The following is a 13,498-nucleotide window of genomic DNA, read 5'->3' as shown; positions in this document are numbered from 1 at the left end:
TCAGAACTCCAGGACGACCTGGAGCGCGTCGGCGGGACGCTCATCCAGCAGGACGTAGGCTTCGGCCGCCTCGGCGACCGGGACGACATGGCTGACGAGGGACTTCACGTCGACGCGGCCCTCGGCGACCAGCCGCAGGAAGGTCTGCTGGAGGCGTTCGACGCTCCAGCGCCCGCTGAGCTGCGGCGGGACCCCGCCGATCTGGGAGCAGATCAGCTGCACGCGGTTGTGGTGGAACTCGTCGCCGAGCCGCAGGCCCACTCCGTCGCCCTGGTAGAAGCCGGAGGCCACGACGCGCCCGCCGACCGCGACCGAGCGCAGGGCGTCGTGCAGGGCCGGGTAGGCGCCGCTGATCTCGATGGCGACGTCGGCGCCGCGGCCGTCGGTGGCGGCGCGGATCCGCTCGGCGACCGCGTCCGTGCGGGCGTTGAGGGTGGTCGTCGCGCCGTACTCCGCGGCCTTGGCGAGGCGGACGTCGAGCGCGTCGACCGCGGTGACGCGGGCGCCGTTCAGCTGGGCGAGCCGGGTGGTGAGCAGCCCGATGACGCCCTGGCCGAAGACGGCGACGTCCTCACCGAGGTGGACGTCGGCGCCGAGGACCGCGTTGTAGGCGATCGCCCCGACGCGGGCGAAGGCACCGGCCAGCGGCTCCAGGCCGGCCGGGAGCACGTGCCCGACCATGCGCTCGGCGGGCACGACGCCCTCGCTGCGGTGGCCCCAGATGCCCCAGACGAGGTCGCCCACGGCGGGCATGCCGGGGACGTCCGTGAGCTCGGGTGAGACTTCCGTCACCTCGCCGACCTCGGAGTACCCCCAGCCGGCGACGGGGTACTCGATGCCCGCCGCGCCCTCGCGGAACAGGCGCGCCTCCGGGTCCCAGGTGCGGGTCAGGTACGGGTTGGTGCCGCGGTACGCGGTGAGCTCGGTGCCCGCCGAGATGCCGGAGTAGCGGGTTCGTACGCGCAGATGGCCAGGGGGCAGGGGGACTGACTCGCTCGGGGCGACCTCCACCTGACGGGGGCCGGTGAACTGGACTACGCGTTCCACAGGGGACTCCGGAAAGATCGGTTATGCGGTCCGTTCAGCCATCGACGGCTGACTTACGTCGAAGATATCCGAGACTTAAGTCTTGTCAACAAGCAAAAGTGGTGCTCTGATGCAACGCGTACGTAACGCAAGGCTGACGATGAGGACGGTTGATGCGCATGTGGTCCCGACGGTCGAGGGCGCTGGCGAGCGGCTTGGCCGCCGTAGTGGGAATCGGGGTGATGTCCGGCTGCGCGGCGCAGGACAACGGGAAACCCGACAACAAGATCACCGTCTGGAGCCTGGAGAACCTCACCGACCGCGTGGAGGCGACGAAGAAGACCATCGCCGCCTTCGAGAAGGAGTCCGGGGTCAAGGTGAACCTGGTCGGGGTCGACGAGGGACAGCTGCCGCAGCTGATCATGTCGGCCGCCGCCGCGGGCACCCTCCCCGACGTCATCGGCGGCATACCCCTCGCGCCGGTCTGGCAGATGTACAGCAACGGCCTGCTGAACACCGACGCCACGAAGAAGATCGTCGACGACCTGGGGGCGGGGACGTTCAACAGCAACGCCCTGAAGCTGACCGGCGACGGGGCCACCCGCCTCGGCGTGCCCAGCGACGCCTGGATGCAGATCCTCGTCTACCGCAAGGACCTCTTCGCCAAGGCCGGGCTCGCCGCCCCCGACAGCTACGACGCGATGCTCAAGGCCGCGCGCGAGCTCCACAGCGGCGGCACGAGCGGCATCTCGCTCTCCACCGACCCCGGTGACGTCTTCACCCAGCAGAGCTTCGAGGACCTCGCCCTCGCCAACGGCTGCGAACTCGCCGACACCAAGGGCGACGTCACCCTCGACAGCCCCCAGTGCGACCGCGCCTTCGACGCCTACAACAAGCTCGCCGGCGACTACGGCGCCCCGGGCACCCAGACCGTGGACACCACCCGGGCCACCTACTTCGCCGGGCGCTCCTCCATGATCGTCTGGTCCACCTTCCTCCTCGACGAGCTGGCCGGACTGCGCAACGACGCCCTGCCCAGCTGCGCCCAGTGCAAGAAGGACCCGCAGTACCTCTCCGACAACAGCGGGATCGTCACCGCGCTGAGCGGACCCGACTCCACCAAGCCCGCCCAGTTCGGCGAGGTCTCCTCGTGGGTCGTGACCAAGACCGCCGAGACCGCCGCCTCGGAGAAGTTCATCGAGTTCATGATGGGCGACGGCTACCAGGGCTGGTTCGGCATGGCCCCCGAGGGCAAGATCCCGGTCCGGGCCGGAACCGCCGATGATCCGCAGAAGTACCTCAAGGCCTGGCGGGCCAGCGACATGGGCGTGGACACCAAGAAGTCCATGGAAGAGGTCTTCTCCCCGCAGCTGCTCGACGAACTCGCTGCCGGCGTCGGCAACATGAAGCGCTGGGGCATTACCCAGGGCCAGGGCGCACTCGTGGGCGCCACCATCGGCGAACTGCCCATCCCCAAGGCGGTGGGTGACATGACCACCGGCCAGACCTCCCCCCAGGAGGCGGCCGAGGAGGCCGACGAGGAAGTCGCGTCCCTGCAGAAGTCCCTCCAGTGAGCCGCCCCCGGCCTCGTCCTTCAAGGAAGCAGTGATGAGCACCGCACAGAGCACACAGCAGCGGAGAACGCCGGAGGCGGACACCGCGAACACCAAGTCCCAGCGCCCGCTGACCCTGGCCCAGCGGGAGAACCGCGCCGGACTCGCCTTCGTCTCGCCCACCCTCCTGGTGGTCCTGGTCGTCGTGGTCCTGCCGATCGCCTGGACCGTCCTGCTGGCCTTCCAGCACGCCCGGCTGGTCGACATCCAGGGCATGGGCTTCCTGTCCAACTGGACCTGGGGCAACTTCAGCCAGGTCTTCACCTCGCCCGGCTTCTGGACCTCCCTGTGGACCACCCTGGTCTACACGGTCGGTGCCACCGCCGGCTCCATCGTCCTCGGCCTGATCGCGGCGCTCGCGCTGCGCCGTCCCTTCCGCGGCCGGGCCCTGCTCCGCGGCACCATGCTGCTGCCGTACGTGGCGCCCGTGGTCGCCGTGACCTTCGTCTGGGAGATCGCCCTCAGCCCGCAGTTCGGCATCGTGAACGAGGTCGGCACCAAGGTGTTCGGCTGGGACGAGCCGGTCGCCTTCCTGTCCACCAGGTCCCAGGAGATCTCGCTCCTCGGGTGGCACGTCCACGTGCCGCTGGCCCTGCTCACCGTGATCGCCTTCGAGACCTGGCGCTACTTCCCCTTCGCGTTCCTGTTCCTGATGGCCCGTCTGCAGGCGGTCCCGGAGGGGCTGGAGGAGGCCGCCGTCGTCGACGGTGCCACCATCACGCAGCGGTTCCGCCACATCCTCCTGCCCCAGCTGATGCCGGTCATCGCCCTGCTGTCGGTGCTGCGCTTCATCCTCACCTTCAACAAGTTCGACGACATCTACCTGCTGACGGGCGGCGGCTCGGGCACCGACGTGGTCGCCGTGCGCGTCTACGACTTCCTCACCGCCCGCTACGACGTGGGCGCCGCCGCGGCCCAGGCCCTCGTCCTCGCCGCGATCCTCGCCGTGCTGCTCGGCATCTACTTCAAGTTCTTCGCCAAGAAGGTTCAGGAGGAGGCGTGATGGCCAGTCGCGCACAGATCGAGGACCGCACCTTCGCCGTCCTGCGCTGGGTGGTGATCGCCGGACTCGCGGTCATCACGATCTTCCCCTTCTACTACATGCTGCTGCTCTCGGTGAAGCCGATCGACCAGCTGCTGCTCGATCCGGGCAAGCTCTGGGTCGGCACCTCCGAGTTCACGCTCGACACCTACCGCACCGTCCTCAAGTCGGTCGACGACGGCGGCCAGGGCTTCCTGCGGATGCTCGGCAACTCCGCCCTGGTGGCGCTCGGCACCATGCTGCTGACCCTGCTGGTGTCGGTCCCGGGCGCCTACGCCATCACCCGGCTGAAGTTCTTCGGCGGCCGGCAGGTGAGCGCGCTGTTCCTGGCCGTCTACCTCTTCCCGGCGACGCTGCTCGCGGTGCCGCTGTTCGTCATCTTCGCCCGGATCGGCCTGCAGGGCAGCCTGTTCGGCCTCGCGATCGTCTACATCGCGCAGACCGTCCCGGTGTCCATCTACATGCTGAAGAACTACTTCATCACCATCCCGGAGAGCATCGAGGAGGCCGCCGCCCTCGACGGCGCCTCGCGGCTGCAGACCGTGCGCAAGGTCGTCCTGCCGCTGGCCGCCCCGTCGTTGATGGCCACCGGGCTGTACGTCTTCATGATCGCCTGGAACGAGTTCCTCTTCGCGTTGCTGTTCCTCGCCGCCGAACCCGGCAAGTGGACGGTCTCCCTGGGCCTGCAGCAACTCGCCAACGGCATCGAGGTACCGAAGACCGTCCTCATGGCAGGCTCCGTCGTGCTGACGCTTCCCGTGGTACTCCTTTTCTACGCGGCCGAACGGCTCCTCACCGAGGGCCTGACCAGCGGCGCGGACAAGAGCTGAGCACCATGGCCCGACACGAGGGGGAGCGAGGACGGATGGCTACGCCCTGGAGCACCGCCGGACACCTGCTGGAACTGATCAGGACCGGGCAGGCGACCACCCGTGGGGAACTCCAGCGCGTGACGGGCCTGTCCCGCTCCACCGTCGGCCAGCGGCTGGACCAGCTCTTCGCCGCGGGCTGGCTGCGCACCGTACCCGGCGGGCAGTCCACCGGCGGACGCCCCTCCACCCACCTGCAGTTCGACTCCGGGCACGCCGCGGTGCTCGCCGCCGACCTGGACACCACCAGCGCCCGCGCCGCGGTGCTGGACCTGTCCGGCCGGGTGCTCGCCGAGCACACCGGGGAGTTGCTGCTCGACCAGGGCCCGGAGCGGGTGCTGGACGAACTGGGCCGGTGGTTCGCCAAGCTCCTCGTGGCCGCCGGCGTCCCGGCGGCCACGGTGTGCGGCGTCGGCCTGTCGGTGCCCGGCCCCGTCGACTGGACCACCGGCGTGGTGGTCCGGCCGCCGATCATGCCCGGCTGGGACGGCTACCCCGTCCCGGCCCGGATGCAGGAGGCGCTCGCCCACCACGCCGGCCTGCCCGCCTCGGTACCGGTCCTCGTCGACAACGACGCCAACCTCATGGCCCTGGGTGAGCAGCGCGGCTCCTGGCGCGACTGCTCGGCCTTCGTCCTGGTCAAGGTGTCCACCGGCATCGGCGCGGGCGTCGTCATCGACGGCAGCGCCTTCCGCGGGATCGACGGCGGCGCGGGCGACCTCGGGCACATCCGCCTGCACGACGCGTCCGACGCCCTGTGCATGTGCGGCTCCCACGGCTGCCTCGCCGCCGTCGCCAGCGGCCGCGCGCTGGCCGGGCAGCTCAGCGCCCTCGGCGTGCCGGCCGGCTCCGCCGCGCAGGTACGCGGGCACCTCGACGCCGGCCACCCCGACGCGGTGCGTCTGGCCCGCGAGGCCGGCCGGCGCTGCGGCGAGGTGCTGGTCACGGTCGTCACCCTGCTCAACCCCGGGGTCCTGATGATCGCCGGGGACCTCGCCGAGACCCACTTCGTCACCGGGGTGCGCGAACTGCTCTACCAGCGCGCGCTGCCCCGGGCCACCCGCAACCTGCAGGTCGTGACCTCCCGGCTCGGTGACCGCGCCGCCCTCGCCGGCGCCACCGCCATGGTGGTCGAGCACCTCTACGCCCCGGACCAGGCCAACGAACGCCTGACCGCCGCGGCGCCCAACTGACCCTGGAGCACCACCGTGAACACCCCTGCCCCCGTCGAGGTCGGGCTGATCGGCGCCGGCCCCTGGGCCCGCGCCATGCACGCGCGGATCCTGGCCGCCGGACCCGAGACCCGGCTCACCGCCGTCTGGGCCCGCCGGACCGAGGCCGCCCGCGAGATCGCCGCCACCTACGGCGCGGCGACGGCCGGCAGCCCCGAGGAACTCTTCGACCGCTGCGAGGCCGTGGCCTTCGCCGTGCCGCCCGCCGTCCAGGCCGAATTGGCCGTACGGGCCGCCAAGGCCGGCAAGGCCCTGCTGCTGGAGAAGCCGCTCGGCCCCGACCTCGCCTCCGCACGCGCGGTCGCCGAAGCCGTCGCCGAGGCCGGTGTCGTCTCCCAGATGGTGCTGACCAAGCGCTACCAGGCCGAGACCCGCGCCTTCCTGCGGCGTGCACGGGAGGCCGAGGTCACCGGTGCCCGGTCCTGCTACCTGCACGGGGCCTTCCTCGGCGGGGAGTTCGCCACCGGCTGGCGCCTGGAACAGGGCGCCCTGCTCGACCTCGGTCCGCACCTGATCGACCTCCTCGACGCGGCCGTCGGCCCGATCACCTCGATCCGCGCCACCGGCGACCCCCGGCGATGGGTCGAGGTCACCTGCGAGCACGAGAACGGGGCGGTCAGCCAGGCCTCGCTCTCCGGTAGCGTCCGGCTGCCGAAGCCGCGTACCCGGATCGAACTCCTGGGCCCCGGTGGGGAGCTCGTCTACGACACCTCCGCCATCGACCACGAGGAGGGCTGGCCGGTGCTGCGCGCCGAGTTCGCCGCCGCCGTGCGCTCCGGCCGTGCGGGCGAGCTCGACGCGCGACGGGGACTGCGCCTGCAGGAGCTCATCGACGCCGCCGTGCGCTGATGCCCGGCGGGTATCGCAGGGCGGGGAACAGGTCCTGGACGCGGTGCCCGCCGCGGGCGGTCAGCCAGTCCTCCCCCTCGGGTAGCGTCCGGCTGCCGAAGCCGCGTACCCGGATCGAACTCCTGGGCCCCGGTGGGGAGCTCGTCTACGACACCTCCGCCATCGACCACGAGGAGGACTGGCCGGTGCTGCGCGCCGAGTTCGCCGCCGCCGTGCGCTCCGGCCGTGCGGGCGAGCTCGACGCGCGACGGGGACTGCGCCTGCAGGAGCTCATCGACGCCGCCGTGCGCTGATGCCCGGCGGGTATCACAGGGCGGGGAACAGGTCTTGGACGCGGTGCCCGCCCCGCCAGAAGACTCGGAGGTGTCACAGGACACCACGAGAGAGGCGAGCGTCATGAAGGTCTTCCTCACCGGAGGCTCCGGCTACATCGGACGGGCCACCATCGAGGCCCTGGTGCGCCGCGGGATCCAGGTCGTCGCGCTGGCGCGCACCGAGGACTCGGCCCGGGTCGTCGGCGACCTCGGGGCCGCCCCCGTGCGGGGGGAGCTGACCGATACGGACGTGCTGCGGGCCGCCGCGCGCGCCGCCGACGGGGTCATCCACCTGGGCCAGCACTACGGTCCCGACACCGCCGAGGTCGACCGGGCGGCGGCCGAGGCACTGCAGGACGGCGCCGGGCCGCGGCCCTACGTGCACACCGGCGGGGCGTGGGTCTACGGCGACACCGACGGCGTGGCCGACGAGGACGCCCCGCTGTCCCCGCCGCGCCTCACCGCCTGGCGGCTGGAGAACGAGAAGCGCGTGCTGGCCCGGGCCGCGACCGGCGAACGGCCGGTCGTGGTCATGCCAGGCCTGGTCCACGGCCGCAACGGCGGACTGGTCGAGGCCTTCTATGCGGCTCCGGGCCGGGAGACCGGCTCCGTGCCCTGCGTGAGCGACGGCGCCAACCACTGGTCGACCGTGCACGTCGACGACGTCGCCGAGCTCTACGCGCTGGCCCTGAACGCCGCGCCCGGCTCGGTGTACGCCGGGGTCAGCGACCTCCACCCGACCCAGGCGGAGATCGCCCACGCGGTGGGCCGGGCGATCGGCCATCCCGGGTCGGTCCGGCACCTGACCGCGGCTGAGGCCGAGGGGCGGATGGGCCCCATCGCGGAGGCCTTCGCCCTGGACCAGCGGCTCACCGGCGCCCGGGCCCGCCGGGAGCTGGGCTGGCGTCCCTCCCGGCTCGACTTCGCGGCAGACCTCGCCCGCCCCTGAGCCTCTCCGCTGAGGAGTGCGGGCCGGGCGGATACGCTCGGAGGTGTCCGTCCCGGTGAGCAGGCGAGGAGGGGCCCGTGGATCTGGATCTGCGCAAGCTGCGCTACTTCGTCGCGGTGGCCGAGGAACTGCACTTCGGGAGGGCGGCACAGCGCCTGCACATCGCGCAGCCCGTGCTGTCGCGGCAGATCAGGGCGCTGGAGAACGAACTCAAGGTGCTGTTGTTCTCCCGTGACCGCCGCAGCACCGAGCTCACCCCGGCCGGCACGCAACTCCTCGCCGACGCCGGACCGCTCCTGGCGGCCGCCGACGCCACCCGCCGGCGCGCCGTCCGGGCGGCCCGCGGCCTCGCCTCCTTCACCGTGGGCTTCATGCCCGGACTGATCGTCACGAGTGCCGTGCGGGAACTCTCCCGCCGGCACCCGGACCTGTCGGTCGACGTCGTCAGGACGAACTGGGACGACCAGACGGAAGTGATCCTCGACGGACGCGTCGACATCGGCTACGTCAGGATGCCCGTCGACACCCGCGGCCTGGCGACCCGCAGCCTCCTCGCCGAACCCCGCGTCGCCGTCCTGCCCGCGGACCACCCCTACGCGGGCAAGCCCGCCCTGCGCATCGCGGACCTCGCCGGCGAGCACCTCCTCCAGGATCCCGCCGCCGTCCCCGAGTGGCGGGACATCGCGCGCGAGCTCGCCGACCCGCAGCCGCGGCCGGCCGTCCCGGGCTTCCGTTCCGTCGAGGAGAAGCTGGAGAGCGTGGCGGCGGGCCGCGGCGTCGTCGTGCTGCCGCTCTCCACCGCGACGTACTACACCCGCGCCGACATCGCCCACGTCGCGATCGAGGACATCGGTCCCAACCGCGTGTTCCTCGCCTGGGACGGCACCCGGCACGACCCGCTCATCGAGGAGTTCGCCGACATCGCCGTCGCCCGCGCCGACTCGTCCGCCTGACCGCTGAACGGTTTCCGCACCCGCTCCGTACTGAGGGCACGGGGACGAGAGGAGAAGCCCCGCGCGAAGGCGCGACGGGGCGGCGGAGCGGGAGAGAGACGCCGATGAAGCTTGACGTGTTGGGGGAGCCGGGGCCGACGGGCATCGCGGGCGAGTCCGACGTCTGGGTGGAGAACTGGGGAGCGCAGGCCATGTGCCGGATGGAGGACCCGGACGTGCTGTTCGTCCAGGGCGCCGCCCAAAAGCGCGTCAAGGCCGTGTGCGGCGGATGCCCCGTGCGCACCGAATGCCTGGCCGACGCCCTCGACAACCGTACCGAGTTCGGGATCTGGGGCGGTATGACGGAGCGTGAGCGCCGCGCCCTGCTGCGCCGCCGCCCCACCGTGACCTCCTGGCGCACCCTGCTGCGGACGGCTCGCCAGGCCTACGAGCGGGGTCCGCGGCAGGCCTCGGCCTGAGCACCGGAGCAGGGGGGCCGGGCCCGTCGGGCCCGGCCCGTCGGCCTCGCGGCGACCGCTGGATCGCTCCTCAGGCCGGAGCCCCGTCGCGCTTGACCGCCGCGGTCACGGGCCGGCCCTCGACGTAGGCGTCGAACCCGACGATCCTGCCCTCCTCGACGGTGAAGACGTGCACGACCGCGGAGTCGAAGGCCTGGCCGGTGTCGCGTCCGGTGCCCTGGGTCCGCCCCACGGCGACGACCTGGCCGCCGGCCTCGAAGAGCCGCTCGATCTCGATGCGGCTCTCGATCAGGTCGAAGGTCTTCCTGAAGAACGCGGCGAAACCGGCCGGTCCGGAATACGTGCCGCTGTGGGGAAGGGCCTCGGTCACCCGGATCCGGATCTCGGGGGAGGCGATGGCCGTCAGCGTGTCGCGGTCGGAGCGCAGCATCGCGTCGTACATCGCCTCGGCGACCTCGCGTGGGGCCGAGGTCCCGGATCCGGGTGTCTCGGGCATGGCGATCTCCTGAGGTGATTCAAGGATCAACTGTTGGGAAGGTTGTCGGATCGTAGGCGAGCATAGGGGAGTCGTGGACCCGCTCGCCGGGCTGTCCGCGGACTGTCCAACGGCGCGGGTCTCAGAGGGTCTTGATCAGGCCGCCGTCGATGGTGAAGTCCGCTCCGGTGACGTTCCCGGTGCGGTCGCTGGCGAGCATGAGGACGAGGTCCGCCACCTCCTCCGGCGTGGTGAGACGTCCCGTGGCGAGACCGCCGAGGCCCGCGAGGAGCTCCGCGACCGCGCTGTCGAGGTCCTTGCCCATGGCCTGGGCCACCTGGTCGGCCATCCCGTTCTCGCCGGTCCAGATGTCGGTGGACACCGGCCCTGGGGCGATCGAGTTGACCCGGACCCCGAGCGGGCCGACCTCCTTGGACAGCGCCTTGGAGAAGTTGGTCAGGGCCGCCTTGGACGCGGTGTAGTCGATCACGCCGGGGTCGGGCAGGAAGGCGTTCACCGAGCTGACCGTGACGACGGCCCCGCGGGATTCCAGCAGTCCGGGCAGCGCGGCGCGGCAGGCCCGCACCGCGCTCATGAGGTTGAGGTTCATGGTCGCCAGCCAGTCCTCGTCGGTGACCGACAGGAAGCCCCCGAGCCGCGGCTGGACGGCGCCGACGTTGTTGACCAGGACGTCGATCCCGCCGAACCGCTCCACCGCGGTCGCGACCAGTCGCTGGACGCCTTCCTGGGTCGCGAGGTCCCCGGCCACCGGCACGACGTCGTACGACCCGGCGAGCTCCGCCAGGCCCGCCCCCGGGCTGCGGGCGCCGGCGACCACGCGCGCGCCCTCCTCCGCGAAGGCGCGGACGGTGGCGAGCCCGATGCCCCGGCTGGCTCCGGTGACGACGACGGTCTTGTCCTTGAGGTGCAGGTCCATGGCGAGCCTTTCTTGATTGATTGATACAGATCTCGGGCCCGGTCGTGATGGCGCGTTCCGGGCCGATGGTTGAAGGCTAAACCAATCTGGATCGTCCGATCAAGTAATTCCGGCCCGGCGTGACGCGCCCCACGGGGACGTGCACCAGCCTGGGCCGCAGTGCCCTGGTGAAGGAGGTCGGTCCGCACAGGTAGGCGCGCGTTCCGGGCGCCACCGCCGCCTGCGACAGGTCGGGCGCCCCCTGGCGGGCGTGGGGCGGTGCCCCCGCCGGGTCCTCGTACCAGACGTGCAGCCGGCCGCCGAGCCGCCGACGCACTCCTCCACCTCGAAGCGCGGTGGGTGCGTCCACGGTGTGCGGTCGTGGTGGAGCACGGTGACCGGCCTGCGCGATCCGGTGGCGCTCAGCTGCCGCAGCATGCTGGCCGGCGGCATGACGCCGATGCCGGAGGAGACGGGGGTGACGCACCGGGCCGCCCCGCTCCCGTCAGGCGGGCCGCGTCATCCGAGCCCGTCGAGGAAAGCGGTCATCGCCTGGCGCAGCGCGTCCGGGCGCTCCAGATGGAGGTCGTGGCCCGACCCGGGAACGCCGACGGCCACCGCCCGCGGCTGCCGACGGCACATCTCCTCGGCCTCCTCGGCCCCGATGATCCCCCTCTCGGCCAGGACGACCAGCGTCGGGCACCGCAGTGCCTCCCACTCCGACCAGAAGTCCCGCTCCGCGTTCTCCCGCAGGGACGCGACCATCACGTCCCGGTCGAAGCGCGGCCACCAGCCGTCCTCGCGCCGTTCCAGGCCCTCCGCCCAGCCCCTGCCGACCGGGCCACCGCCGAGGAAGGCCGCGGCGGACTCCACCGAGGGGAAGGGCACCGGCCAGGAGTCCAGCCACGCCCCGATGTCCCCCGGAACATCCGGGTTCGGGCCGCCGGGACCCGCCTCGACCAGCACCAGGGCCCGGACCAGGTCCGGACGGGCCGCGGCGGTCAGCATCGCGGTGTGGCCGCCGAGCGACTGGCCCACCAGGATCGCCGGCCCGGTCCCCGACTCCGCGATGACGGCGGCGGTGTCGGCGACGTAGGCCGCGCGGGAGACGTCCCCGGGACGCCGCTCGGAGGCGCCGTGCCCCCGCTGGTCCACCGCGACCACGCGATGACGGCGGCTCAGCCACCCCGCCGTTTCGTCCCATTCGCCCGCATGGCCGGCCAGGCCGTGCAGCAGGACCGCCGACGGCCCCGGACCGGGCAGGTCCCGGCACTCCAGCCGTACGCCGTCGCGGACCACGGTCATCCGGGACCACGTCATCACGAACCCCTTCCCCCTCCCGACGCGGGCAGCCGTGCCGCGTGCCGTCGCCCCGCACCCTGCCGGACGCGGCGGGCGCCCGCAAACGGCGCCCCCCGGTGCCGCCCGGAGAAGGGGCCTCCGGGTGCCTTTCGGCGGTTTCTTCCCGGCCGCCCACCCCGGTGGTACGGTCCGGTCCAGTCGTGGCCCCGTCCGGAGGGTGACGAGACGCACCCGAGGATCACCGGCGAGGGAGAGGCGCGACGTGAGACGGATGACGGCCCGTCCGGCGAACGGGCACCAGGCGCGAGTGCTGCGCCTGTTGCGCGACGCGGGCCCGCAGTCGCGGGCCGTGCTCGGCGACCAGGTGGAACTCTCCCGGTCCAAGCTGGCGGTCGAGGTCGACCGCCTCCTGGAGACGGGCCTCGTGGTCCCCGACGGCCTCGCCGCCTCCCGCGGCGGACGGCCCTCCCACAACGTGCGCCTCGCGCCCTCGCTGCGCTTCCTGGGCGTGGACATCGGCGCCACCTCGGTCGACGTCGCCGTCACCAACGCCGAGCTGGAGGTGCTCGGCCACCGTGCCGCGCGGTTCGACGTGCGCGAGGGGCCCGTCGCCGTGTTCGAGCAGGTGCTGGCGATGGCGGCCGAACTGCGCGCCACCGGCGCCGCGGAGAGCTTCGACGGGGCGGGGATCGGAGTGCCCGGGCCGGTGCGGTTCCCCGACGGCGTGCCGGTCGCCCCACCGATCATGCCCGGCTGGGACGGGTTCCCCGTCCGGGAGGCCATGAGCCAGGAACTCGGCTGTCCCGTCCTGGTCGACAACGACGTGAACCTCATGGCGCTGGGGGAGCAGCACGCCGGGGTCGCCCGCTCCGTGCGGGACTTCCTCTTCGTCAAGATCGGGACCGGCATCGGCTGCGGCATCGTCGTGGGCGGGCAGGTCTACCGCGGGGTCACCGGCAGCGCCGGGGACATCGGTCACATCCAGGTGGTGCCGGGGGGCATCTCCTGCGCCTGCGGCAACCGCGGCTGTCTCGAAGCCTACTTCGGCGGGAGCGCCCTGGCCCGGGACGCGGCCGCCACGGCGGCCGCCGGGGAATCGGCGGCGCTCGCCGACCGGCTGGCCGCTGCCGGGACGCTCACCTCCGCCGACGTGGCGGCCGCCGCGGCGGCCGGGGACGGTGCCGCCCTCGACCTCATCCGGCAGGGCGGCAACCGCACGGGCCAGGTCATCGCCGGCCTGGTGAGCTTCTTCAACCCCGGACTCGTCGTGATCGGCGGCGGTCTCACCGGTCTGGGGCACACCCTCCTGGCGAGCATCCGCAGTCAGGTGTACGGCCAGTCGCTGCCGCTGGCCACTGGCAACCTGCCGATCGTCCTCAGTGAACTCGGCCCGACCGCGGGCGTGGTCGGGGCCACGCGCCTGATCAGCGACCACGTCTTCTCGCCGGTGTGACCGACGGCGGGCACCGTCCGCCGTGACGGGCCCGTCCCACCCCCGGT

Annotated in this window: 14 protein-coding genes; 10 read left to right on the top strand and 4 right to left on the bottom strand. The window is 72.5% G+C overall.

Annotation, left to right across the window (positions count from 1 at the left end):
* Positions 1 to 1,047, bottom strand: a complete 1,047-nt coding sequence (locus ABZ312_RS07955; RefSeq protein ID WP_500324622.1) for a zinc-dependent alcohol dehydrogenase — start codon at positions 1,045 to 1,047, stop codon at positions 1 to 3.
* A 152-nt stretch (positions 1,048 to 1,199) separates the two neighbouring features.
* Here ABZ312_RS07955 and ABZ312_RS07950 point away from each other — a divergent pair, with 152 nt between their 5' ends.
* The 9 genes from ABZ312_RS07950 (at position 1,200) to ABZ312_RS07910 (ending at position 9,305) form a co-directional block, all read left to right on the top strand.
* Positions 1,200 to 2,600: an ABC transporter substrate-binding protein gene (locus ABZ312_RS07950; RefSeq protein WP_500356344.1), complete on the top strand. Its 1,401-nt coding sequence runs from the start codon at positions 1,200 to 1,202 to the stop codon at positions 2,598 to 2,600.
* Positions 2,601 to 2,634: 34 nt separating this feature from the next.
* Positions 2,635 to 3,642: a carbohydrate ABC transporter permease gene (locus ABZ312_RS07945; RefSeq protein ID WP_500324624.1), complete on the top strand. Its 1,008-nt coding sequence runs from the start codon at positions 2,635 to 2,637 to the stop codon at positions 3,640 to 3,642.
* Complete coding sequence (locus ABZ312_RS07940) at positions 3,642 to 4,511, top strand: carbohydrate ABC transporter permease (protein ID WP_500324626.1); 870 nt, start codon at positions 3,642 to 3,644, stop codon at positions 4,509 to 4,511. The genes ABZ312_RS07945 and ABZ312_RS07940 overlap by 1 nt, the downstream gene beginning before the upstream one ends.
* Positions 4,512 to 4,546: 35 nt before the next feature.
* Positions 4,547 to 5,743, top strand: coding sequence for an ROK family transcriptional regulator (locus tag ABZ312_RS07935; protein WP_500324628.1), 1,197 nt, complete (start codon positions 4,547 to 4,549; stop codon positions 5,741 to 5,743).
* A gap of 15 nt (positions 5,744 to 5,758) precedes the next feature.
* On the top strand, positions 5,759 to 6,631 hold the full coding sequence (locus ABZ312_RS07930; RefSeq protein WP_500356343.1) for a Gfo/Idh/MocA family protein: 873 nt from the start codon (positions 5,759 to 5,761) through the stop codon (positions 6,629 to 6,631).
* Positions 6,631 to 6,924: a hypothetical protein gene (locus ABZ312_RS07925; RefSeq protein WP_500436814.1), complete on the top strand. Its 294-nt coding sequence runs from the start codon at positions 6,631 to 6,633 to the stop codon at positions 6,922 to 6,924. The genes ABZ312_RS07930 and ABZ312_RS07925 overlap by 1 nt, the downstream gene beginning before the upstream one ends.
* A gap of 103 nt (positions 6,925 to 7,027) precedes the next feature.
* Positions 7,028 to 7,894: an NAD-dependent epimerase/dehydratase family protein gene (locus ABZ312_RS07920; RefSeq protein ID WP_500436812.1), complete on the top strand. Its 867-nt coding sequence runs from the start codon at positions 7,028 to 7,030 to the stop codon at positions 7,892 to 7,894.
* Between the two features lie 77 nt (positions 7,895 to 7,971).
* Positions 7,972 to 8,847 (top strand): LysR family transcriptional regulator, encoded by an 876-nt coding sequence (locus tag ABZ312_RS07915; RefSeq protein ID WP_500436810.1) that lies wholly within the window; start codon positions 7,972 to 7,974, stop codon positions 8,845 to 8,847.
* Between the two features lie 104 nt (positions 8,848 to 8,951).
* Positions 8,952 to 9,305: a WhiB family transcriptional regulator gene (locus ABZ312_RS07910; RefSeq protein ID WP_500436808.1), complete on the top strand. Its 354-nt coding sequence runs from the start codon at positions 8,952 to 8,954 to the stop codon at positions 9,303 to 9,305.
* A 70-nt stretch (positions 9,306 to 9,375) separates the two neighbouring features.
* On the opposite strand, the gene ABZ312_RS07905 is transcribed toward ABZ312_RS07910, so the two are convergent.
* The 3 genes from ABZ312_RS07905 to ABZ312_RS07895 all read right to left on the bottom strand — a co-directional run bounded on the left by ABZ312_RS07905 (position 9,376) and on the right by ABZ312_RS07895 (position 12,016).
* The gene (locus tag ABZ312_RS07905) at positions 9,376 to 9,801 is read right to left on the bottom strand and encodes a nuclear transport factor 2 family protein (RefSeq protein ID WP_500436806.1); all 426 of its coding nucleotides are present in this window, start codon (positions 9,799 to 9,801) and stop codon (positions 9,376 to 9,378) included.
* A 121-nt stretch (positions 9,802 to 9,922) separates the two neighbouring features.
* The gene (locus ABZ312_RS07900; RefSeq protein ID WP_500324635.1) at positions 9,923 to 10,717 is read right to left on the bottom strand and encodes an oxidoreductase; all 795 of its coding nucleotides are present in this window, start codon (positions 10,715 to 10,717) and stop codon (positions 9,923 to 9,925) included.
* 498 nt (positions 10,718 to 11,215) lie between these two features.
* Positions 11,216 to 12,016: an alpha/beta fold hydrolase gene (locus ABZ312_RS07895; protein ID WP_500324637.1), complete on the bottom strand. Its 801-nt coding sequence runs from the start codon at positions 12,014 to 12,016 to the stop codon at positions 11,216 to 11,218.
* A 253-nt stretch (positions 12,017 to 12,269) separates the two neighbouring features.
* Between ABZ312_RS07895 and ABZ312_RS07890 the strand changes: the two genes are divergently transcribed.
* Positions 12,270 to 13,451 carry an ROK family protein gene (locus ABZ312_RS07890; protein ID WP_500356378.1) on the top strand — a complete coding sequence of 394 codons (1,182 nt, stop codon included), beginning with the start codon at positions 12,270 to 12,272 and terminating at the stop codon, positions 13,449 to 13,451.
* Positions 13,452 to 13,498 lie beyond the last annotated feature (47 nt).

Origin of the sequence: Streptomyces sp. NPDC006207 (genome assembly GCF_040613835.1) — a bacterium.
In the GTDB taxonomy this organism is placed as follows: domain Bacteria; phylum Actinomycetota; class Actinomycetes; order Streptomycetales; family Streptomycetaceae; genus Actinacidiphila.
The sequence above is the reverse complement of the archived record's forward strand: the minus strand, read 5'-3'. Positions and strand labels throughout refer to the sequence as shown.

What these genes read in the sequence shown, in the direction of transcription:
- ABZ312_RS07950 (WP_500356344.1), top strand. Translation starts at nt 1,200, where the DNA reads ATGCGCATGTGGTCCCGACGGTCGAGGGCGCTGGCGAGCGGCTTGGCC.
- ABZ312_RS07945 (WP_500324624.1), top strand. Translation starts at nt 2,635, where the DNA reads ATGAGCACCGCACAGAGCACACAGCAGCGGAGAACGCCGGAGGCGGAC.
- ABZ312_RS07940 (WP_500324626.1), top strand. Translation starts at nt 3,642, where the DNA reads ATGGCCAGTCGCGCACAGATCGAGGACCGCACCTTCGCCGTCCTGCGC.
- ABZ312_RS07935 (WP_500324628.1), top strand. Translation starts at nt 4,547, where the DNA reads ATGGCTACGCCCTGGAGCACCGCCGGACACCTGCTGGAACTGATCAGG.
- ABZ312_RS07925 (WP_500436814.1), top strand. Translation starts at nt 6,631, where the DNA reads ATGCCCGGCGGGTATCGCAGGGCGGGGAACAGGTCCTGGACGCGGTGC.
- ABZ312_RS07920 (WP_500436812.1), top strand. Translation starts at nt 7,028, where the DNA reads ATGAAGGTCTTCCTCACCGGAGGCTCCGGCTACATCGGACGGGCCACC.
- ABZ312_RS07910 (WP_500436808.1), top strand. Translation starts at nt 8,952, where the DNA reads ATGAAGCTTGACGTGTTGGGGGAGCCGGGGCCGACGGGCATCGCGGGC.
- ABZ312_RS07905 (WP_500436806.1), bottom strand. Translation starts at nt 9,801, where the DNA reads ATGCCCGAGACACCCGGATCCGGGACCTCGGCCCCACGCGAGGTCGCC.
- ABZ312_RS07900 (WP_500324635.1), bottom strand. Translation starts at nt 10,717, where the DNA reads ATGGACCTGCACCTCAAGGACAAGACCGTCGTCGTCACCGGAGCCAGC.
- ABZ312_RS07895 (WP_500324637.1), bottom strand. Translation starts at nt 12,016, where the DNA reads ATGACGTGGTCCCGGATGACCGTGGTCCGCGACGGCGTACGGCTGGAG.
- ABZ312_RS07890 (WP_500356378.1), top strand. Translation starts at nt 12,270, where the DNA reads ATGACGGCCCGTCCGGCGAACGGGCACCAGGCGCGAGTGCTGCGCCTG.